The sequence below is a fragment of the uncultured Granulicatella sp. genome (assembly GCF_963521425.1).
Lineage (GTDB): Bacteria > Bacillota > Bacilli > Lactobacillales > Aerococcaceae > Granulicatella.
The window spans coordinates 1-21,025 of record NZ_CAUQUN010000029.1; the positions used below are offsets into that span (position 1 = coordinate 1).

Genomic DNA, 21,025 nt, shown 5'->3' on the forward strand with positions numbered 1-21,025 from the left:
AGCTGTCTCATGGCTAAACTTTGAGCCTAGGTCTCAAAGTTTCCCTGCAATAAAAATAGAATTATCTACTTTTATTGCTTTTGCTACTATGGAGTATTTTCTATGTATTCTGAATCCTATTTATTTTTCGTTTCTAACAGTTTAAAATAAGGATAATGATACGTAAAAGGGAGAGTGAGTTTGTTGTATTCTTATATGCAAAAGTGTATTGATAAAAATTTTACGCCAATTACAAAAGAGCTTTTTATACATAAATTTTCTCAGTTAGGAATTAAGCAGGGGGACACTTTATTAGTGCATGCTTCTTTATCTTCGTTAGGATATGTTGTTGGTGGTGCGGAAACTTTATTTTTAGCGTTAAGAGATGTTATTGGAGAGCAAGGAACGATTGTAGTGCCTTCTCAAACGGTTGAAATTTCTGATCCTGCTAGTTGGCAATATCCTCCAGTACCACAGGACTGGCACGATGTCATTCGCTCATCAATGCCGGCCTATTCAAAGGATTTATCGTATAGTAAAGCAATGGGAGCTTTTAGTCAATTTATTGGAATTTTACCTGATTCTATTCGAAGTAATCATCCAATGTATTCTTTTACGGCAATAGGAGAGAAGGCTAGTGAAATTATTGACCAGGTTACTTTTGATTTCCCATTTGGAGACAAATCTCCATTAGGAAGAATGTATTCCATTGGTGTAAAAGTATTAATGATTGGAACTGATTTTGAAACGAATACATCACTCCATTTAGCTGAAAATAGATTGAATCGAGAAGTGATTCAAGAAAAAAGTAAGATATTAACGAAAACTGGCGAGAAATGGATATCATTTAAAAATATTGAATTGGATATATACGATGACTATTTAGAAATTCAAAAGAACTTTATGGAACAGTATACTGTTAATCATATTTCAATTAACGAAAGCAATGTTTATTTATTCGATATGAAAGAATGTGTCGAATTTACGGAACATTATTATCAATTAAAGGAATAAAAAAGTGTTTTATGTATAGATTCAGAATACATAGAAAATACTCTATAGTAGCAATTGTAGGGAAAGTTTGAGACCTAGGCTCAAACTTTAGCCATGAGACTCGCTAAGCGAGGCTGCTGGCGACCTTGCTACTATGTCCACAGTATTTTCAATGTATTCTGAAGAAGTTAAGGGGAAAAATACCTTTTCAAACCATCACGAAAATAACCGAATGTTATAAATGAAAACGTTCGGTTATTTTTATATTTTTTGATATATAATTTGTTTCATTATTTACTAGTTATTTATTATTCCTGCTTTCATATACTTAATGTTCGTATTTTACACGTTTACACTGTTTGAAAATGAATTATTTTTATGAAAATATAGCTAAAAATGTATTTTTCAAGTAAAAACTCTTGTAATTATCGTTCGTATTTTGTATGATTGTACTTGAGGTTGAGAGTTCAATCTTGTAGAAAACATATCTTAGGGGGATATATTTTATGAAGAAGTCTTTTTGGTCAAAATTAGTACTTGGAGTATCAGCAGCAGCTTTACTTGCAGCTTGTTCAAGTCAATCTAGTGATTCAGGTTCTAAAGGTAATGGATCTAAAACAATTGATACATTAAAAGTTGCATTTGTACCTTCTCGTGATCCAGAAGCGATTGTAACTGCTACTGAACCATTAAAAGAATTATTGAAAAAACAATTAGCTGATGAAGGTTATACAGTTAATAATGTTGAAATCAATGTTGGAACAAGCTTTGATGCAGTAGGGGAAGCTTTAGCATCAGGTACAGCAGATGTTGGTTTCATTCCTGGTGGTACTTATGTATTATTTGACAAAGAAGTGGATGTATTATTAACAGCAACACGTTCTGGTTTAGAAAAAAATTCAACGAATCCAAAAGATTGGAACGATGGTCAAGAAACAAAACGTTCTAAAGATCAAGTTACTTCATACAAAGGATTAGTAATTGCTGGTCCAACAGAAAAAGGGAAAGCTATTGCTGAAAAAGTTAATAGTGGTAAAGATATTTCATGGGATGATTTAAATTCAGCAAACTGGGGAGTTTTAGGAACTTCTTCTTCTTCAGGATATATTTATCCTACATTATGGCTACAAGATAAATTTGGTAAAAACATTTCAGATTTACAAAATGTTGTTCAATCTGATTCTTATGCTTCATCTGCAGCTCGTTTAGCTTCAGGACAAATTGATATTATGGTTGGTTACGCTGACTTACGTTCTGACTATGCTAAAAAATGGACAAGTGAATATGGACGTTCAGAAGAAATTTGGAAAGAAACAAATGTTATTGGTGTAACTCCAGATATTTATAACGATACAATTTCAGTAAGTAAATCTTCTCCAATTGTAGACGACGCATTCAAAGAAGCTTTTGCTAACGCAATGATCAAATTAGCTGGAACAGATGAAGGTAAAGAAGTTATTAAGATTTACTCTCATTCAGGATATAAGAAAGCTAATGCATCTGATTACGATAAAGAACGTGAAGCTCAAAAAGTTCTTAAAAAATTAAAATCAGGTAACTAAGGAAAGAAATGATGATCAAATGAGGGTTAGGAGCGAATCCTGACCCTTTTTTTGAGAAAGAGGACAGATATGATTAAATTTGAAAATGTTTCAAAAACCTATCCAAATGGAGTTAAAGGGTTAAAAAATATTAATTTAGAAATTGAACAAGGTGAATTTGTTTCAATTATTGGTTTATCAGGAGCTGGTAAATCAACTTTAATTCGTACTATCAATCGTATGATTGAAATTACTGAAGGAACTTTAACCGTTGATGGTACAAATGTATCTTCATTAAAAGGAAAATCTCTTCGTAAATTCCGTAGAAATAAAGTAGGAATGATTTTCCAATCATTTAATTTAGTAACAAGAACAACGGTTATTAAAAACGTATTAACTTCAATTGTTCCAGATATTCCATTTGTTCGTTCATTATTTGGAATTTATACAAAAGAAGAAAAATTACACGCCTTAGAAGCTTTAGATAAAGTAGGGATTGTAGATAAAGCGTTTATCCGTGCTGACCAATTATCAGGTGGACAACAACAACGTGTTGCATTAGCTAGAACTCTTGCGCAAAATCCTGAAATTATTTTAGCAGATGAACCTGTTGCGGCATTAGACCCAATTACTGCTAAACGTGTAATGGAAGACTTTAGAAAGATTAATCAAGATTTAAATATTTCTATTTTACTTAATATTCACCATGTGGAATTAGCTTTAGAATATGCAGATCGTATTATTGGTATTCGTGATGGAGAAATTGTTTATGATGGTCCAAGTAGCCAAGTAACAAAAGAGGTATTAGATTTAATCTATAAAGGAAAGGCGGAGGAGTTACATGAAGGATAAGAAACTCTTCGCTTCAAAAGAATTTACGTTAAAAAATGGGACAACTGTTACTGAACCAAAATCAAAAGCTATTTTTGTCGTCATTGGTCTATTAATTGCAATGTATTTTTCAGCTAAAATTACTGGATTTAATTTACATACCATTTTAACACGTGGTGTTCAATTCTTTGTTATTATTGGTCGTATGTTTCCACCTGCCTGGGAATATTCAAGTAATATTTGGCAACCATTAATTGACACGATTAAAATGTCATTATTAGGATCATTATTGGGTTCTATTTTAGTAATTCCATTTGCCATTGTAGCTTCTAGTAATATTGTCAAAAATAAATGGATTATTAGTTTAAGTCGTTTATTTTTAAGTGTAGTTCGTACATTACCAACTCTTGTGACTGCCTTAATTGCAACTTATATCTTTGGATTAGGAACAATGGCTGGTACATTTGCGATTGCAACATATACATTTGCATACTGTGGTAAACAATTATATGAACAAATTGAAACAGTTGATATGGGAGCTTTTGAAGCAGCTGAAGCTTTAGGAGCAACAAAAGGTCAAGCATTTACAAGTGCAATTATTCCTCAAATTTTACCAACTTACTTAGCAAGCTCATTATATTGCTTTGAAGGAAATGTTCGTTATGCATCTATTTTAGGTTATGTAGGTGCAGGTGGTATCGGGATTATTTTAAATGAAAATCTTGGTTGGCGCGAATATGGAAATGTAGGGATGATTTTAGTGGTATTATTTATCACTGTAGTCATTATTGAATCAGTAAGTTACTACTTACGTACGAAATTAACATAGAAGGGGAGTTAAACACATGAATGAAGCAGTATTAAAACAATATGAAAAAGCTCCTCGCACATGGATTGTTCAATTAGGCGTTTTATTCTTATTCATTATCATTTTTGCATGGTCTGGATCAACGATTGAATTAAGTAAAATTCCAGAAAATGGATTACAAATTTCTCAAAGTATTTTACAAGGGATTGTAACTCCTGAAACATCCTTATTGTTAAACTTTACAACGAAAGGTGTTCCATATTTATTATTAGAAACTATTGCAATTGCATTTCTGGGAACATTGGTAGGCGCAATTTTAGCGATTCCATTTTCATTTATTTCAGCAACAAATATTGTACCAAAACCAGTAGCAATTATTGGACGTACAGCTATTATGGCCATTCGTACTGTTCCAACTTTAATCTATGGGTTAATGTTTATCCGTGTAACAGGGCCTGGTGCCTTTACAGGGTTGCTTACAATGTCTGTAGCATCCATTGGGATGATTTCTAAACTATATATCGAAGCGATTGAAGACTTAGATTACAAAATTTTAGAATCATTAGATGCTAGTGGATGTAACTTCTATCAAAAAATTCGTTTTGGAATCTTACCACAATTAATTCCAGCATTCATTTCTACAGTCATTTATCGTTTTGATATGAACTTAAGAGATGCAACTGTTTTAGGAATGGTTGGAGCCGGTGGTATCGGTGCTCCATTAATCTTTGCCATGACAGCTTATAAATGGCATGAAGTAGGGGCTATCCTATGCGGATTAATCGTCTTAGTCTTAGTGATTGAATACTTATCAACGAAAATTCGTACTCATTTAGCACGTGGGTAAAAGAAAAAGCATGAGGGGTTAACCTTCATGCTTTTTTTCTACTTTTGAAAACATTTTATGAAATAATGGAGCTAATGCATATCCCATTAACGAAATTCCAATAATTCCCATGAAATATAATACCGTTTCTTGGAAAATACTAAATCCGATTAAAATAACTGGAATTGCCAAAATAGCAACAGCTTCCTTTAAAGAAATAAAAATAAATAAATATCCATCACGTATATAACTCTTAATCGTACCAAAATACTGAGTTCTTGCTAACGAAATTAACATTGCAGTGATCGTCATACATAGGAATAAAAAGAAAATAATTGCTAACATCATGCCAAAAATATTTTGGAAACTATACCAAAATTGAATAACATACACAGTAGCTGCAATGATTGCTGTATAAATTAAAGAGACAGCAACACGTACAAAGAATAAATGTTTCAATTCATTCCAGAAGGTTTTCACTAAATAACCATCTTCGTTTTCAGAAAACTTCATCATTGTATAAAACAAAGCCGCCAAAACAGGCCCAATCGTAACAATAGGAATACTAATTACAATAACGAATAAGTTCAACAAAATAAAATCCGCCAACATCGTAGCAAATCTCCAAAAAGGACTTTCCTCATTAAATTTCATCCAAAACCATCCTTTAACAATTAAAATACAAAATACATTATACGATTAAGCCCCAAATTAAGCAAGTTATCATATAGGAGTTCATATCATATAATTAAAACACAATAGATAACGTTCTAGACTGCTAACGTAAAAAGTAAGAAATAATTGATACAGTAGCTACAGTAAAAGAATTCTATCTGATTCTTTTACAGGGAAACTTTGAGACCAAGGCTCAAAGTTTAGCCATGAGATTCGCAAAGCGAGGTTGCTGGCGACCTAGCTACAGTCAATCAATTATTTTGAATGACACTTAGGTTTACATAATATATATTAAAGAAAGTTATATATCGAAAATTTAACCTCCAAAACAATTCCTCCTCCACAATCCAAACAAACATAAAAAGGACGCTCATTACGAACGTCCTCCTATCATCATTAAACATTAGAAATATCAATTGATTGACCAATCGATAATAAACATAACATACGTTTAGTAACTTTCTTTTGATAACTTGTTTCTAATGCCTCAGCATATAAATTCAATTGCTGTTTATACTTATCAACGATTTTCTGTATACCTTTTTGTGTTGGTACCACATGATCTGTCTTATAATCAAATAAAATAATCTCATTATCTAATTCCACAAATCCGTCAATAATTCCATGAATTAACATGGAATCCTCATTATCTGGTAAATGTTTAAAGATCCGTTTTGCTGTTACAACATGTGAAAATGCTTGTTCACGGTTTAATAATGCTTGATGTTCCTGTATCCATTGACCAAATTCACTTTGAAAGAAATGATAAACTTGGTCAACTGGAATAACTGCAGCAACCTCTTTTTCTAAAAATTGTGTCTCAACTAATTGCTGAATTGTTTCTTGAATAAATTCTGGTGTAATTTCCTTAGTTAAGTCTAATTTTTGCATTAACAAATGTAAACCGCTTCCACGTTCTGCAGCTGAAACTTTTTGTTTAGACTCAATAAAGCTTGGTTTTGCTAATTCAGATGTTAAATAAACATATTGTTGCACATTTTTTTCTGTTTCTTGAGTTTGTTCTTCCAACTGAGGTAGTTGTTTCACATCTGGTTCTTCATTCATACGTTTAATTTCAGATACACTTTGATAACTTGCAGTTGTTGAAGCTAATAAATATGGATATGTTTGTTTTAAATCTTCTAATAAATTTGATAAATTTTTAATCGGTTTTCCTTTTACTTGCTTTTGTAGCCACTCTTCTTCATCAATAGAAGCCATTTCACTCTCTTGTATCCAACTTAGGGCATTCTTTTTAATTTGTTCAAAATCAACGACTTCTTGATGGAAGGAAACTTTCTCCTGCTTTCTCATTGTAGCCATTAAAATCCACGTTAAATAATTATCGACATGATAGCGAAGAGAAAATGGTAATGTTTCATCATGAATATCTTCTATCATAGAATGTTCTTCTTTAAACTTTTCATAATCTTTTATAGAACCGACAATAATGAGCTTTTCTCGTGCACGAGTCATTGCTACGTATAATTTTCTCATTTCTTCAGAAAGTAATTTATTTTTCTCTGCTTTATAAGCCATCACATATGGAATCGTTGTATATTGAATTCTTTCAGGGAGTTGTAAATATTTCACTCCTACACCTAATTCATCACTACGAATCGCTTGTTGGCGTATATCTTGCTGATTAAATTTCTTTCCTGCATTCATTAAAAATACAACGGGATATTCTAATCCTTTACTTGCATGAATCGTCATAACACGTACAGCATCTTCTTCATCAGATATTTGTGTAGGTTCTTCTAAATCTTGCTTTTTATGTTGCATTTGCTGAATAAATCGAACAAAATTACGTAATCCTTTAAAACTAGAGTCTTCAAAATCTTTTGCATACTTATATAAGGCATGTAAATTCAAGACACGTTGCTGTCCAACGGATTGTCCATGTACATAGGTTAAATAGTTTGTATCCATATAAATTTGCCAAATAAGCGTACTGATGGATTGATGATTCGCAATATCTCTCCAATTTTCTAACTGTTCTAAGAATGATTGTATTCGATCTTTTAATTGTTGTTGTTGAGCACTATCGTAATAGGTCACTTCTTCTAATTTAAATTGTTCGACAAATTGAACACATGCTTCATAAAACGAACTAGATTTATTGTTTTTACGAATATGAGCTAATGCGATTTCATCTAATCCAACGATTCCTGAACGTAATACGGCTACAAATGGAATATCTTGAGTAGGATTATCAATAATTTTTAGAGCAGACATCATAATGGCAATTTCTGTTCGTTTGAAATACTGAAGATTTTTTTGAACTAAAACAGGAATTTGATATTGAGTAAAAATTTCTTCAATTAATCCATTATTAGCCTTTGTTGGCGCTAAAATGACAATATCTTTATATTGTATTGGTCGTTTTTTCGGATTTTCCTTTGTACTTTCTTCATGCATGATTTCAAAATGATTTACCATCATTTCTTTAATTTTAGCTGCAATAAAATGGACTTCAGCACTCGCTGAACTATCAATTAGACTTTCGGTTTCTAATTCAGACGATTCTTCTTCGTCATCTTCTAAATTAGCATTTTGAATAATATAGCATTCGCTAAATTTATCCGTATCATCTGAATAATTTAAGTTTCCAGTTTTTAGAGCAGCGTCATCATCATAATCAATTTGACCTAATTCATGGTCCATAATCTGTCTAAAAATTAAGTTTGTAAAGGATAATACTTGATCTCTAGAACGGAAATTTTCAGCTAAAATAATTCGTTTTCCACCATTTTCATCTGCATAGGCTTCATATTTATCTCTAAATAAAGATGGATCTGCTAGACGGAAGGCATAAATCGATTGTTTTACATCGCCTACCATGAAGAGATTATTATCCTTAGTAACACTAGTTAAAATTGCTTCTTGAACACGGTTTACGTCTTGGTATTCATCAATTAAAACTTCGGTAAATAGTTCTTGATAATATTTTTTAGCAATCAGAACTCCATTTTTCTCAGTAGAAAGAATCGCTAATGTATCATGTTCTAAGTCAGAGAAATCAATTTTATTAGAAGTTTTCTTTTCTAATTGAAAAGCTTCATAAAATTTTAAGACAACTTGAGATAAATGCAACATCATTGGATAAATTTCTCTTAAGTGCTTCATTTGAATCTCAGGAGACTCGAAAAATGCTGTTGCTAATAATTGATCTTCCCAATGTTTCTTTAAGCTATCTCTTTTCCTTTTAATGGCTTGAACAGCTTCTCTATCGGTTGTTTCATCTTTTTTAGGAACAGTTGGGAAACGGTCAAAACTTACTCCCTGTGCTAATGTATACGCTGCTGTGTAATTACCACTTTCAAATGCGGCATACACTTCTTGAATTTTTTGAGCATCAGCTTCAACTACATCTTTACACTTTTCAAAACCGGTTAGTTCAGCTAATTTCAGTAATTCATCATAAGCAGACACTAAATACTTTAATTCTTCGCAAATATAAGGTGCAAATTGATCTTTTATAATAGGAATTTCACCATATTCATCCTTTGTTTCATATAAATCTGCTAAAGAAGAAATCCATTGTTTTGGATGTGGTTTTGAACGAGAAAAATCATATAGTTGATAAACTAATGTTGTAAAGCCATCATCATTACGGTCGCTAGAAAAATATCGCATTAACCCATCCATCCAAGAATGTTCTTCTAATAATTCATCTTGGATGTTTCGCCATACTTTTTCTTTTAATAAAGTCCCCTCTACTTCATTTAATAGTGAAAATACAGGATCTAATTGACTTAAATAGAAATAACGACGAATGACTTTCATACAGAAACTATGAATGGTAGAAATTGTTGCATTTGGTAATAAACTTAGTTGTTTAATATACATATGTTTCTTAGAAAAATCGTTTTCTTTTGTAATAGCTTTTTCTAAATTTGTACGTAAACGTTCTTTCATCTCTTTAGCAGCAGCTTCCGTAAAAGTCACAATTAATAAGGAATCAATATTAACTCCATCTTCAATATATCCCATAATTCTGTCGACTAATACTTTTGTTTTTCCTGATCCGGCAGAAGCAGAAACTAATAAATTGTCGCCTCTTTGCCAAATTGCTTGCCACTGTTCAGGAGTTGCTAGTACACCTTCTGGTTTTACTGGTATCATCCACTACTCCTCCTTTCCGTCAATTTTATTTCTCATCCAAGTTAAGTTCTCTTGAAGAGGCATTTTCGTTAAAAATTGATAATTATTTTCTGGATTTGTTGCATCGAACATTGCAATGGCACTGAATTTTCCATTCACTGAATCTGCATATTCTTTTAATTCATCAAATGGAGCAATTTGATTTTCCCCATTTAAAATGCGTTCTCCTGCAGTTTTCAATTGATAGAAAGCAAAATCCATTAATAAATTGATGTCATCAGGAGCATATACTTGGCTAGTTGCCTTATACTCTCCATCTTTTTTTACTCCAAATGGTAATACAATAGAGTCTCCTGATTCAAAATCAGGTTGAACTTGTTGCAGAACTCCTAAATCATTCGTCAATAATCCAGATAGTTTATATTTCTTCAGACGAGTTTCTTCAAAATCTGCATCTGCTTTAATATCTTTTGCATTAAAGCTTGGTTGGAAAACATGCATATATAATCCACCATATGGAGTCACAGCTTTATTAAATTGATCAGAAACAATATTTTTTGCAACTGATAAATACGTTAAAAGTTGTAGTTGAATGCCATAACGTAATCGATTAATATCAAATTTTTGAGCTGAAGACTTATAATCCATAATTCCTAAGTGATAGCCCTTTTCAGTTTCTAAAAGGTCAATACGGTCAATTTTCCCACGAATAAATAAAGATTGAGCATCATTCAATGGAATTTCAATTTTCTTATCAGATTTTGCACCGAAAACGACTTCTGTTTTCCATGGAGTTACTTGTAATTGTTGTAATTGCATTAATGCTGCAGCTAATGTTTGTCGAATTGTATCTTGTAGTAGCACTTTAGTCCAATTCATTCTAGGAGATGCGTTTAAAATTTGGAATCTTGCATCTTCATTCATAGAATCAAAGATTTCTTTTAATAATGTTTCTGTTGTCGTTTTATCAATAGAACGAATATCTAATTGTAATTCATGAACTTTACGAATAAACTGGTCAAATGTTTCATGGAAATATTCCCCAGATCCAGCAGCTGTTAACTCGAACTCTCTACGTTCTCGTAAATTTAAACCATATTGTAAGAAATGACTAAATGGATCTTTATAAAATGTTTCCACTTGAGAAGTCGATAAGTATAAATGATTTCCATAAAGTTCAGCAGCTAATTCTTTTGGTAATTGCTTGGCAATATTTAAATGGAATACACTGTCCACTAATGTGTGATATTGATTTTGGAAATCTTTATCCTGTCTTAATAAATGTGGTAAAGTAAGCCAAATAGATGGGATATCATCTTCTTTTGAGAACTTATACTGACGAAGTTTTTGTAGTAACGTTGTAAATAGTTCATGAATCGTTACAAAGTCGCCCTGTTCAAAACGTTCTTGTTGTTTTTGATTGCCATCTTGGGTTGTAATTTCATATTTATTTAAAATACGTTCTACAAAGCTAGATGGTTTTAATTTAGCCCCTTTATCTGTATGATGCATTGATAAGTATAACTTTTCAGTTGCGGAAGTTAACACTTTATAAAATAAAAATGGTTCTACCGATTGTTTTTGAATCGTTGTTGGGTGTAAGAAACGCCCACTATCTAATTTACTTAATAAATATTCTCTTTCTTCATCGGTAATTAAACCACTCTCCTCTTCCATTCTAGGAAGGACACCTTGAGATAACCCAATAACAAATGTAACCTTTTTAGGAGAATAACGAACAGAATCAATTCCCGTACACGTTAATTGGTCTAAAGTAGATGGAGCCATATTATAATGTGTATGTTCAAATCCTGTATGTAATAATAATTGGAAAATTTCCCAATCAAACGGTTCATCGCCAAAAATATAGACATACTCTTCCAATAATTTTAAAAATTCATTCCATACTTGATCTTGTCTACGAGCTGTTTGAATGTCCCCAATATTGGCAGCGTGATTTCTCCAGAATAGGAATGCATCCGTTACCCCAATTTTTTCTAATAATTGATATAGAAGAGTGATTGCTTCTTTTGTTGTCTCTACTTTATCTAATTTCTTATAAAAAGGTTCTAATAAAGAGACGATTTGTTCTCGTAGTTCTTGTGCTTGTGTTAACTGTTGATTTACTAACACTTCTCTGCTACTTAAGCTTTCTTCATCAATATTTTCAAGTTGATAATTCCACGTTTTACTTGAAATCCAATCTTTTCCTTCATAGCCTTGCGCTAGTATAATTGTTTCTGTTTCATCTAATTTTTGACGATAGTGAATAAGTGCTTGTCTTAAATTCTCTTCCTCATTATCTTCACTCTTTGAATTTGCTCGATTTAGAGGCCAGAAACAATATTCACTTCTTAGAAGGTTCATAATGTCATGATAACGCCAAAAATGCTTCTGGATAGCAAAAATAGCGTCTAGTACTTGAATGAGTGGATGATGCTCCATTGTATCGGATAAATCCATGAAATACGGAATTTGGTACGTTTCTAATAAAGGTTGTAATAATGTTTGTTGCTCTTCTAAATTTCTCGATAAAATTTGAATATCTTGGTAACGATACTTACCGCTATCGACTAATGTTTTAATCGTTGCTAATGTTTCTTGGATTTCTTGACGTTCATCTTCATAAGTAATCCATTGTAACGCATCGATTTTTTTAGATGAAGATTCAGAAGAAGTTTCAAGACCACCACTAGTTTCTAACCAATATTTCTCAAGTTCTAAAAAGTCAGGATGATAAGTCGTATTGGTCTCTTTTAATTCTTTTAAAACAGGTTTACTTTCATCAATCATTAACCAAGTTAACAATCTTGAAATTAATTGACGATTGGAATCAAATAAACTAGATTCTAGCGTTTCTTTTGGTTTAAAGGCATCAGTTGTTGCAGTTGTATAAAACTCTACGCCTCCGCATGATTTCACTAAAGCATCAATTACTTCTAATTCCATCGCATTTAAGTGATACGATTGATCAATGACAACATACGTGTTTGATAAATCCATCGATGAAATTTCTTGCGCTAATATACGTAATAAATCTTCTGATTGAACAAAATCTTGTTTTAAATATTCTAAATAATGTTTATAGATGATACCAAATTCTTTCAAACGTTGGTCAATTTCTTCATAAGAACCTTGTTCAAACCACTCTGAGAAGTCCTCTACTTCGATTCCACCTAAACGAAATTCTTGCATGACAGCAGATAAACGTTCAATAAATCCTTTATGTCGTGATTCCTTGTTAAATAACACTAATTCATCTTGATATTCGGATAAGATTTTTTGTAAAATCATACAAATTCCAACTTTGGATAAAGAAGGACGTTGCAATGCAGCATGATCTCTTAAAAAATACCATGCCAAACGTTTAAAACTATACACTTGAAGCTTTGTAACAGCATAAGAATTTTTCGGTTGTTGTAATAATTGACCCACTTCTTGAATCATTTCTAATTCTGCAGAAAATTTAATATGATCTGGAACTAGATAAATTACTTGATTCTTGCTAGATTGTTTCAACCAATCTGCAATTTTAGTAGCAATATGCGAAACTTTCGCACTTGTTTCTTTTGTAAGAATGACTTCGAAACTCATAAGAACCTCCAATCGTTTATTCTCTTTAACTAAACCATAGAACGATGAATTTGTAAACAAAAATAAAACGATTTTTCTTCGTAGTATGATGCTACAATAGAAAAATCGTTTTTATAGATTCAGTTATTAAAATTTTATCCAACTAATTGTTCTAAAATGTCTGGTCGGAAACCGAAGAAAGGTTCAATTCCATCTGCTACAACAACTGGTAAAGATTGGAATCCTAATGCTTTTACTTCTGCTAAAGCTTCTTCAGATTCAAAAACATCCTTAATAACAAATGGTACTTGATTATCTTCGAAAAATTGTTTTGTAAAGTTACATTGCATACAATTTGGTTTTGAATATAGTGTAATTTGACGATTTGACATAAACATCTCTCCCTTTTCTTTCATACAGGTAGTATGATACCTCATATTAGAATGAAATACAATATATTGTGCTTAATTTTTTTATTATATTTTTACAAACACAATATATAGAAATAAACTGTTATAGAATAATAGCGTTAATCGTTGATAATAAAGCAAAAACAGATTTAATACAGACCATCAAAAAAAGCTAAGTACTATATTTTGTACCTAGCTTTTACTTAGTTATTCGTTTTCAGAATCTTTTATTCTTTTAATATTTGCAGCATAAATTGCGGCTCCAATAGATGCAAATACTGCGATCATCTTTTTATCATTGAAAAAGACAGTAAAGACGACTACTAAATATATCAAAAATAAAATTGTTACGATAACACTTCTTTTTTTCATAACTCTGCCACCTAATTAATATGTAATCTTGGCAAAATTATATCATAACTGAGACTGATTAGTATACACTTGGGTCAAATCCACGATTTGTTACATAACCATCTTTTTCCCAAATATTCTTCTTGTTCTTCTTCGTTTTTTCTTCAACTTTTTGTAAATCTTTTAGTAGCGTTGTATTTGGTGGATGAGCATACCCTACCCTTGCTAAACTTTCTTCCACTAAGGTTTGTTGTAATAATTTTCCATCTAAATAAACATACATTAAAGCACGTCCATATTTATCTGTATAATCTCCTACATCAAATTTTCCTTCTACCTTTTTAGCTTTTTTAAGTAACTCTTCTGTTCTTTGTTTTGCTTGATCTGCAAATGGTTGAGCAGCTTTGCCTTCTTTAGCAGTTTCTGGTGTATCGATTAATAATAAACGAATTTTAAAATCTTTTCCATCTAATCGAACGTGGAATGTATCTCCATCCGCTACTTTTCCTACTTCAAGCGTATACAGTTTTGATTTGTCATAACCAGAAAAATCTACACTACTTTCTACTTGTATTTGACTAGTATTTGATTTATTGGAAGATTTCTTTTTATTCTTTGAGAATAAACCAAAACCAGAAATAATGAGAATAAGCGCTAATATCGCTAATTTAACGAGTAAAAATTGTTGTTTTTTCGTTAATTTCATAAAATCTCCTTTCTACAATTCAAAAAATAAATGACAACAAATCTATTAAGATTACTAAGATTTGTTGTCACATGATGAATTATACTTCTAATAATTCTTTTTCTTTTACTTGTGCTAAATGATCAATGTTTTTAACACTGTCATCTGTTAATTTTTGAATATCTTTTTCATATCCACGTAAATCATCTTCAGTGATTTCTTTATTTTTTTCAGCTTTCTTTAAGTGCTCGATGGCATCACGACGAATATTACGAACACTAACTTTTGCGCCTTCAGCTTCTTTTCCTACTTGTTTTGCTAATTCTTTACGACGTTCTTCTGTTAATTGTGGAATGACTAAACGAACAACGCTACCATCATTTGTTGGAGTAATTCCAATATCTGACATTAAAATTGCACGTTCAATATCTTGTAAACTTGATTTGTCATAAGGTGTAATTAAAAGCATACGAGCTTCAGGAACTGTAACAGAAGCTAATTGATTAACTGGAGTTGGAACTCCATAATACTCAACTTGTAGACGATCTAAAAGACTTGCATTCGCACGACCAGCACGAATTCCGCCTAATTCGCGTTGAAGCGCATCTTCAGTTTTTTTCATACGTTCTTTAGCATTTGCAATAATTTCAGTTGCTGTCATATTATTTCCCCCTTACAGTTGTACCGATATTTTCACCAAGAACAACTCGACGAATATTTCCTGTTTCATTTAAATTGAAGACAACTAATGGAATATCATTATCCATTGATAATGAACTTGCAGTAGTATCCATTACTTTTAGTCCTTTTTGAATGACATCTAAATGTGTTAATTCATTAAATTTAATCGCATTTGTATCAATACGAGGATCTGCACTATAAACTCCATCAACATTATTTTTAGCCATTAAAATAGCATCTGCTTCAATTTCAGCAGCACGTAATGCAGCGGCAGTATCTGTTGAGAAGTATGGATTACCAGTACCTCCAGCAAAAATAACTACTCGTTCTTTTTCTAAGTTTCTAATTGCTTTACGACGAATATAAGGTTCTGCAATTTGACGCATTTCGATTGAAGTTTGAACACGTGTAGGAACTCCAATGTTTTCCAATGCATCTTGCAGTGCTAATGCATTCATCACTGTTGCAAGCATTCCCATATAGTCTGCTTGCGCACGTTCCATACCTACTTCTTCTCCTGTTACACCACGCCAAATATTTCCGCCACCAACAACGATTGCCATTTGAACTCCAAGATCATGAACTTCTTTAATTTCTTTAACAATTTCCTTAATAGTTGGAGGATTAATACCAAAACCTGCTTGGCCTGCTAATGCTTCTCCACTTAATTTTAATACAACACGTTTATATTTAGGTTCAACCATTGTAAGGACTCCTCTTCTTATACATTTCTTAGTGAATTTAGTCTAAAAAAAAGGGGAATAGAGGGCAGCTTCCTACCTTATTCCCCACTATAATTGAAATCAATTATTTTTTAACTTGTCCCATTACTTCTTCAACGAAGTTATCAACACGTTTTTCTAAACCTTCACCAACTTCATAACGGTGGAACAATTTAACTTTACCACCTTTAGAAGCAGCATATTTAGCAACTGTTGTATCTGGATCTTTAACGAATGGTTGGTCGTTTAAGCTGATTTCAGCTAAGAATTTGTTTAAACGTCCAGCAATCATTTTTTCAACGATATTAGCTGGTTTACCTTCGTTTAATGCTTGTTCTGTAAGAACTTTTTTCTCATGTTCTAATTCATCAGCAGAAACTTCTGAACGGTCAACATATTTAGGATTGATAGCTGCAACGTGCATAGCAATGTCTTTAGCAGCATCTGCATCTGAAGAACCTTCTAATACAGTTAACACACCGATACGTCCGCCCATGTGTAAGTATGCACCGAATGCATCTGCATCAGATTTTTCAACTATTTCAAAACGACGTAATGAAATTTTTTCTCCGATAACTGTAGTTGCTTCAGCAATTACGTCAGAAACTTTACCTTCTGGAGTAACGATTTCTAAAGCAGCTTCTAAGTTAGCTGGTTTGTTAGCTAAAATTACTTCTGATAATTTAGCTACTAATGCTTGGAATTTGTCGTTTTTAGCAACGAAGTCTGTTTCAGCATTTACTTCTAATACAACTGCAACGTTTCCATCTACTAATACGTTTGTAATACCTTCTGCAGCGATACGGTCAGCTTTTTTAGCTGCTTTTGCTAAACCATTTTCACGTAAGTAGTCAACAGCTGCATCGATATCTCCTTCAGTTTGAACTAATGCTTTTTTAGCATCCATCATCCCTACGCCAGTCATGTCACGTAGTTGTTTTACTAATTGTGCTGAAATTTGTGCCATTTCAATTTCCTCCTAAATGTTATAAATTTACAAAAATTATTTTTTAAAAAAAGCTGTTTGGATGAAAGATTTCTTTTCCGATTCCAAACAGCCTACTGGTTAGTGATTATTCAGCGTTGTCGCCTTCAACTAATTTTTCAATATCTTCTAATGAAGTATCTTTATCTAAGTCTTCTTCGTCAACTGCTACGTCTTCACCTTGGTTACCTTCAACGAATGCATCAGCCATTTTAGCTACGATTAATTTAACCGCACGGATTGCATCGTCATTTGATGGAATAACAACATCGATTTCATCAGGGTCACAGTTTGTGTCAACCATAGCAACGATTGGAATGTTTAATTTGTGAGCTTCTTGAACTGCAATGCGTTCTTTACGAGGGTCAACGATAAACATTACATCAGGAATGCGTGGCATATCTTTAATACCACCTAAGTATTTTTCAAGTTTGTCTAATTCTTTTAATAGAACGCCAACTTCTTTTTTAGGTAATACATCGAATGTACCGTCTTCTTGCATTTCTTTAATTTTTTTCAAGCGGTTGATACGTGTTTGGATTGTATCCCAGTTAGTCAACATACCACCTAACCAACGATGGTTAACATAGTATTGACCAGTACGGATTGCTTCATCTTTAACAGCATCTTGTGCTTGTTTTTTAGTACCAACGAATAAAGCAATACCTCCGTCTTGAGCAACTTCACGCATGTAGTTGTATGCGTCGTCCACTAATTTAACGGTTTTTTGTAAGTCGATGATATAGATACCATTTCTTTCTGTGAAGATGTATCTCTTCATCTTAGGGTTCCAGCGACGTGTTTGGTGACCGAAATGTACACCAGCTTCTAACAATTGTTTCATTGAAATAACTGCCATTTTTGTTTTCCTCCAATTTTGGTTTTATTTTTCCTCCCCAATTTTCAACGAAAAGGGTACTTATTCCTAAGCACCACCCTTATCATCCAATTAGGTGTGAAATATGGTTTTTATACCGTTAGTAATATTACACTAATATGAATTAGAATGCAACTATTTTGATATTTTCCTCATACTTTTTTTAATGTCACACATTCATCATCGTCAACTTCATGTAATTTCACTAAAATTTCCTCTTTTTTTGAAGTTGGAATGTTTTTTCCTACATAATCCGGACGAATGGGTAATTCACGATGACCACGATCAATTAAAACTGCTAAACTAATCGTTTTTGGTCTACCATATTCCATTAAAGCATTTAATGCAGAACGCACAGTTCTTCCTGTAAAAATAACATCATCAACTAATACAACATTTTTTCCATTTAATGAAAAAGGAATATTCGTACCATTAACAATGGGGTCAACTGCTGGGTCTGGTTTGTGACGATCATCTCTATATAAGGTAATATCAATTTCCCCTAATAGAATTGGTTGGTTTTCAATTGATTCGATTTTTTTTTGAAGACGTTTAGCAATATGAACTCCTCTAGTCTTAATCCCAATAAGTACTAAATCATCAACTGACTTGTATTGTTCAATAATCTCATATGAAATTCTCGTCATTGAACGGTTAATCGTTGCTTCATCTAATAAGAATACTTCAGACATATCCATACTCCTCTACTGTAATTCTTGAATCATTTCTTCAAACTCTTTTGGTAATGGACTTTCAAAATATAGTTTTTCTTGTGTAATAGGATGAACAAATCCTAAAGTTTCTGCATGTAAATATTGACCGAATTCTGTCGCATTTTTTCCATTTGGGTGATACATTGGATCATTTAAAATCGGATGATGAATAAAATCCATATGGGCACGAATTTGATGCGTTCTTCCTGTTTCTAAATTTAATCGTAGAACACTTGTATCTTTTAAAGCTTGAATAACTGTAAAATGCGTAATCGCAGTTTTTCCTTCTTTTTGTACACAACGTTTTAGACGATTATGTGGATCTCTAGCTAGCGGTGCATCCACAGTTCCTGTAATATGTTCAAAACTACCTTCCACAATTGCCACATAACTACGAGTCATAGAATGATCCATTAACTGATTTGATAACCCAACATGAGCTTGTGGTGTTTTTGCAACGACTAATAATCCAGATGTATCTTTGTCAATTCGGTGTACGATTCCTGGTCGATAAGTTTCAGAACCTTTGGATAATTGATCGACATGGTACAGTAATGCATTCACTAAAGTTCCTGTAGAATGTCCTTTTGAAGGGTGGACAACCATTCCACTTGGTTTATTAATGACTAATAAATGTTCATCTTCATAAACAATTTCTAATGGAATATTTTCTGCAAGAACCGTTAATTCTTCCTCTTTTTCAATTTGAATGGTAACTTGATCTCCATCTTTTGCTTTATAATTTGCTTTGACGACTTCACCATTCACAGATACAAATCCCGATTTTAACCATTGTTGAATGACAGAACGTGTGTGTGATAATTCTTTTGTTAATATTTTATCTAGTCTCTCGCTTTTTTCTAAAGAAAATTGTAATTGAATGATATTATTTTCCACTTTTTTCCTTCTTCCTTTCAACAATTAAAATATATAAGAATAATGCTGCAACACCAACTGTTAAACAAATATCCGCTATATTAAAAATAGGAAAATCTATAAATTCTAACTGGAACATATCAACAACATATCCTAAACGAACACGATCAATAAAATTGCCTAGTGCTCCAGCTAATAACAAACTATAGGTTGTTAAAGCAAATTTTGATTTTCCTCTTTCTTGAAACATTAAATATAAAATCGCAGAAACACCAAATGCTGTAATAATATAGAATACAAATTGTTGTCCAGCTAAAATACCCCAAGCTGCTCCTGTATTACGAATATAAAACAGTTTTACAATTCCAGGCAATAATTCTTGCCCTGTTTGCAAAGCAAAATTAGAAACAATCCACATTTTCATAACTTGGTCTACTGCAATCAATAATAAACTTAATACTAAATAAATAATCATAAAATACCTCTTTCTACTCTCAATAGCTCTATTGTACCTATTCTACTATTCTTCGTCAAACAAGAGAACAGAACCAATAAAACTTTCAAGATTCGCTTTAAAAAATTCATTTTTTACTAAATTTTACATATTTTTGTCCCATTTTCACATGAAAAACCTATCAAATCGGTTAATAATTTGTATATTTCACAAAAAAACTGTATAATGACAAAGTAATTTGTGTGTCTATAAATTAAGATGCGCGCATTCAATAAGAATGCAGCCTCAAAGTAAGGAGTGCGTTATGAAAAAAATTGCAACGAAGGTATTCTTGATTAGTGCAAGTTTGCTAGTATTTGCAGCCTGCTCTAATACAAAGAAGAGTGCTGAAAAAACTGTTCAAGAAGTACAAGATACCTTACCTGTGGTTGTTGATCATTTAAACAACATCCAAACTTTTGAAGCCAATTTGCAAAGTGATTGGGAAGATGATATCGCTGATGATTCGACTCTAGCAAATTACGCTAAGAAAAAAGGTAAAGTTTTTGATAATCTGCAACAAAGAAAAGATATTCAAAAACAAATTACTAAAACATTAAAAGTGATTCGTGATGATGCGTCTCACCTTAGTAATTTACAAGACAAGGACTTGCCAAGTGTTGAAATCAAAATTGTCAGTTCAAACTTGCAAAAAATTGTCGACAGTATAACAGATTATATTAAAAAATCTGAAGAACAATTGAATAATGAGCAAAAATTCTTTGTTGAAATATCTGGGAATAAATTATCTAAAGATGATTTGAAAGATAAAATTAAAGAATTAAATGAAGCGGCATTGGAACGTCAAAAGGTTTTAGAAGAAATCAATGACCCTCTTTCAGCAATTGATAAACCAATTCGTATTTTAAAAGCTCGTTTAAATGCTAGAAAGGAGTAAG

19 protein-coding genes are annotated in these 21,025 nt (G+C 32.2%); 6 read left to right on the forward strand and 13 right to left on the reverse strand.

The features are described 5' to 3' along the window. Window positions 1-174: 174 nt before the first annotated feature. From RWO76_RS07405 to phnE (RWO76_RS07425), 5 genes are all read left to right on the forward strand, one after another. The gene (locus RWO76_RS07405; RefSeq protein WP_314355021.1) at window positions 175-993 is read left to right on the forward strand and encodes an AAC(3) family N-acetyltransferase; all 819 of its coding nucleotides are present in this window, start codon (window positions 175-177) and stop codon (window positions 991-993) included. Window positions 994-1,478: 485 nt separating this feature from the next. Then, window positions 1,479-2,534, forward strand: a complete 1,056-nt coding sequence (locus RWO76_RS07410; RefSeq protein ID WP_314355022.1) for a PhnD/SsuA/transferrin family substrate-binding protein — start codon at window positions 1,479-1,481, stop codon at window positions 2,532-2,534. Window positions 2,535-2,603: 69 nt separating this feature from the next. After that, window positions 2,604-3,365: a phosphonate ABC transporter ATP-binding protein gene (gene phnC / locus RWO76_RS07415; protein WP_314348987.1), complete on the forward strand. Its 762-nt coding sequence runs from the start codon at window positions 2,604-2,606 to the stop codon at window positions 3,363-3,365. Then, window positions 3,355-4,173, forward strand: a complete 819-nt coding sequence (gene phnE, locus RWO76_RS07420; protein WP_314355023.1) for a phosphonate ABC transporter, permease protein PhnE — start codon at window positions 3,355-3,357, stop codon at window positions 4,171-4,173. The genes phnC and phnE (RWO76_RS07420) overlap by 11 nt, the downstream gene beginning before the upstream one ends. 16 nt (window positions 4,174-4,189) lie before the next feature. Continuing rightward, window positions 4,190-4,999, forward strand: a complete 810-nt coding sequence (gene phnE, locus RWO76_RS07425; RefSeq protein WP_006702648.1) for a phosphonate ABC transporter, permease protein PhnE — start codon at window positions 4,190-4,192, stop codon at window positions 4,997-4,999. Between the two features lie 18 nt (window positions 5,000-5,017). On the opposite strand, the gene RWO76_RS07430 is transcribed toward phnE (RWO76_RS07425), so the two are convergent. The 13 genes from RWO76_RS07430 to lspA form a co-directional block, all read right to left on the reverse strand. Beyond that, window positions 5,018-5,632, reverse strand: coding sequence for a DUF624 domain-containing protein (locus RWO76_RS07430; protein ID WP_314355024.1), 615 nt, complete (start codon window positions 5,630-5,632; stop codon window positions 5,018-5,020). Window positions 5,633-6,049: 417 nt separating this feature from the next. Further along, entirely contained in the window at window positions 6,050-9,781 is a 3,732-nt protein-coding gene (gene addA, locus RWO76_RS07435) for a helicase-exonuclease AddAB subunit AddA (protein ID WP_314355025.1), read from the reverse strand. Window positions 9,782-9,784: 3 nt separating this feature from the next. Beyond that, window positions 9,785-13,354: a PD-(D/E)XK nuclease family protein gene (locus RWO76_RS07440; RefSeq protein WP_314355026.1), complete on the reverse strand. Its 3,570-nt coding sequence runs from the start codon at window positions 13,352-13,354 to the stop codon at window positions 9,785-9,787. Window positions 13,355-13,488: 134 nt separating this feature from the next. Next, window positions 13,489-13,725, reverse strand: coding sequence for a glutaredoxin-like protein NrdH (gene nrdH / locus RWO76_RS07445; RefSeq protein ID WP_314355027.1), 237 nt, complete (start codon window positions 13,723-13,725; stop codon window positions 13,489-13,491). Between the two features lie 225 nt (window positions 13,726-13,950). Continuing rightward, a complete protein-coding gene (locus tag RWO76_RS07450) occupies window positions 13,951-14,115 on the reverse strand; it encodes a hypothetical protein (RefSeq protein WP_314355028.1) in 165 nt (54 codons plus the stop codon). A gap of 58 nt (window positions 14,116-14,173) precedes the next feature. Continuing rightward, window positions 14,174-14,800, reverse strand: a complete 627-nt coding sequence (locus tag RWO76_RS07455) for a thermonuclease family protein (protein ID WP_314355029.1) — start codon at window positions 14,798-14,800, stop codon at window positions 14,174-14,176. Window positions 14,801-14,879: 79 nt separating this feature from the next. Beyond that, window positions 14,880-15,440 (reverse strand): ribosome recycling factor, encoded by a 561-nt coding sequence (gene frr / locus RWO76_RS07460; RefSeq protein WP_006702655.1) that lies wholly within the window; start codon window positions 15,438-15,440, stop codon window positions 14,880-14,882. 1 nt (window position 15,441) lies between these two features. Further along, entirely contained in the window at window positions 15,442-16,164 is a 723-nt protein-coding gene (gene pyrH / locus RWO76_RS07465) for a UMP kinase (RefSeq protein ID WP_314355030.1), read from the reverse strand. A 103-nt stretch (window positions 16,165-16,267) separates the two neighbouring features. Further along, entirely contained in the window at window positions 16,268-17,149 is an 882-nt protein-coding gene (gene tsf, locus RWO76_RS07470; protein ID WP_314355031.1) for a translation elongation factor Ts, read from the reverse strand. Between the two features lie 106 nt (window positions 17,150-17,255). After that, entirely contained in the window at window positions 17,256-18,026 is a 771-nt protein-coding gene (gene rpsB, locus RWO76_RS07475) for a 30S ribosomal protein S2 (RefSeq protein WP_006702658.1), read from the reverse strand. 170 nt (window positions 18,027-18,196) lie between these two features. Continuing rightward, window positions 18,197-18,736, reverse strand: coding sequence for a bifunctional pyr operon transcriptional regulator/uracil phosphoribosyltransferase PyrR (pyrR, locus tag RWO76_RS07480; protein WP_314355032.1), 540 nt, complete (start codon window positions 18,734-18,736; stop codon window positions 18,197-18,199). A 12-nt stretch (window positions 18,737-18,748) separates the two neighbouring features. Then, window positions 18,749-19,642, reverse strand: a complete 894-nt coding sequence (locus tag RWO76_RS07485; RefSeq protein ID WP_314355040.1) for an RluA family pseudouridine synthase — start codon at window positions 19,640-19,642, stop codon at window positions 18,749-18,751. Between the two features lies 1 nt (window position 19,643). Further along, a complete protein-coding gene (gene lspA, locus RWO76_RS07490; protein ID WP_314355033.1) occupies window positions 19,644-20,108 on the reverse strand; it encodes a signal peptidase II in 465 nt (154 codons plus the stop codon). 283 nt (window positions 20,109-20,391) lie between these two features. Between lspA and RWO76_RS07495 the strand changes: the two genes are divergently transcribed. After that, on the forward strand, window positions 20,392-21,024 hold the full coding sequence (locus RWO76_RS07495) for a YkyA family protein (protein ID WP_314355034.1): 633 nt from the start codon (window positions 20,392-20,394) through the stop codon (window positions 21,022-21,024). Window position 21,025 lies beyond the last annotated feature (1 nt).

Excerpts from the sequence above, each read along its gene's own strand:
- phnC (WP_314348987.1), top strand. The coding sequence starts at position 2,604 with ATGATTAAATTTGAAAATGTTTCAAAAACCTATCCAAATGGAGTTAAA.
- tsf (WP_314355031.1), bottom strand. The coding sequence starts at position 17,149 with ATGGCACAAATTTCAGCACAATTAGTAAAACAACTACGTGACATGACT.
- addA (WP_314355025.1), bottom strand. The coding sequence starts at position 9,781 with ATGATACCAGTAAAACCAGAAGGTGTACTAGCAACTCCTGAACAGTGG.
- lspA (WP_314355033.1), bottom strand. The coding sequence starts at position 20,108 with ATGATTATTTATTTAGTATTAAGTTTATTATTGATTGCAGTAGACCAA.
- RWO76_RS07430 (WP_314355024.1), bottom strand. The coding sequence starts at position 5,632 with ATGAAATTTAATGAGGAAAGTCCTTTTTGGAGATTTGCTACGATGTTG.
- RWO76_RS07455 (WP_314355029.1), bottom strand. The coding sequence starts at position 14,800 with ATGAAATTAACGAAAAAACAACAATTTTTACTCGTTAAATTAGCGATA.
- phnE (WP_006702648.1), top strand. The coding sequence starts at position 4,190 with ATGAATGAAGCAGTATTAAAACAATATGAAAAAGCTCCTCGCACATGG.
- nrdH (WP_314355027.1), bottom strand. The coding sequence starts at position 13,725 with ATGTCAAATCGTCAAATTACACTATATTCAAAACCAAATTGTATGCAA.
- phnE (WP_314355023.1), top strand. The coding sequence starts at position 3,355 with ATGAAGGATAAGAAACTCTTCGCTTCAAAAGAATTTACGTTAAAAAAT.
- RWO76_RS07440 (WP_314355026.1), bottom strand. The coding sequence starts at position 13,354 with ATGAGTTTCGAAGTCATTCTTACAAAAGAAACAAGTGCGAAAGTTTCG.
- RWO76_RS07495 (WP_314355034.1), top strand. The coding sequence starts at position 20,392 with ATGAAAAAAATTGCAACGAAGGTATTCTTGATTAGTGCAAGTTTGCTA.
- rpsB (WP_006702658.1), bottom strand. The coding sequence starts at position 18,026 with ATGGCAGTTATTTCAATGAAACAATTGTTAGAAGCTGGTGTACATTTC.
- frr (WP_006702655.1), bottom strand. The coding sequence starts at position 15,440 with ATGACAGCAACTGAAATTATTGCAAATGCTAAAGAACGTATGAAAAAA.
- RWO76_RS07410 (WP_314355022.1), top strand. The coding sequence starts at position 1,479 with ATGAAGAAGTCTTTTTGGTCAAAATTAGTACTTGGAGTATCAGCAGCA.
- RWO76_RS07450 (WP_314355028.1), bottom strand. The coding sequence starts at position 14,115 with ATGAAAAAAAGAAGTGTTATCGTAACAATTTTATTTTTGATATATTTA.
- pyrH (WP_314355030.1), bottom strand. The coding sequence starts at position 16,164 with ATGGTTGAACCTAAATATAAACGTGTTGTATTAAAATTAAGTGGAGAA.
- pyrR (WP_314355032.1), bottom strand. The coding sequence starts at position 18,736 with ATGTCTGAAGTATTCTTATTAGATGAAGCAACGATTAACCGTTCAATG.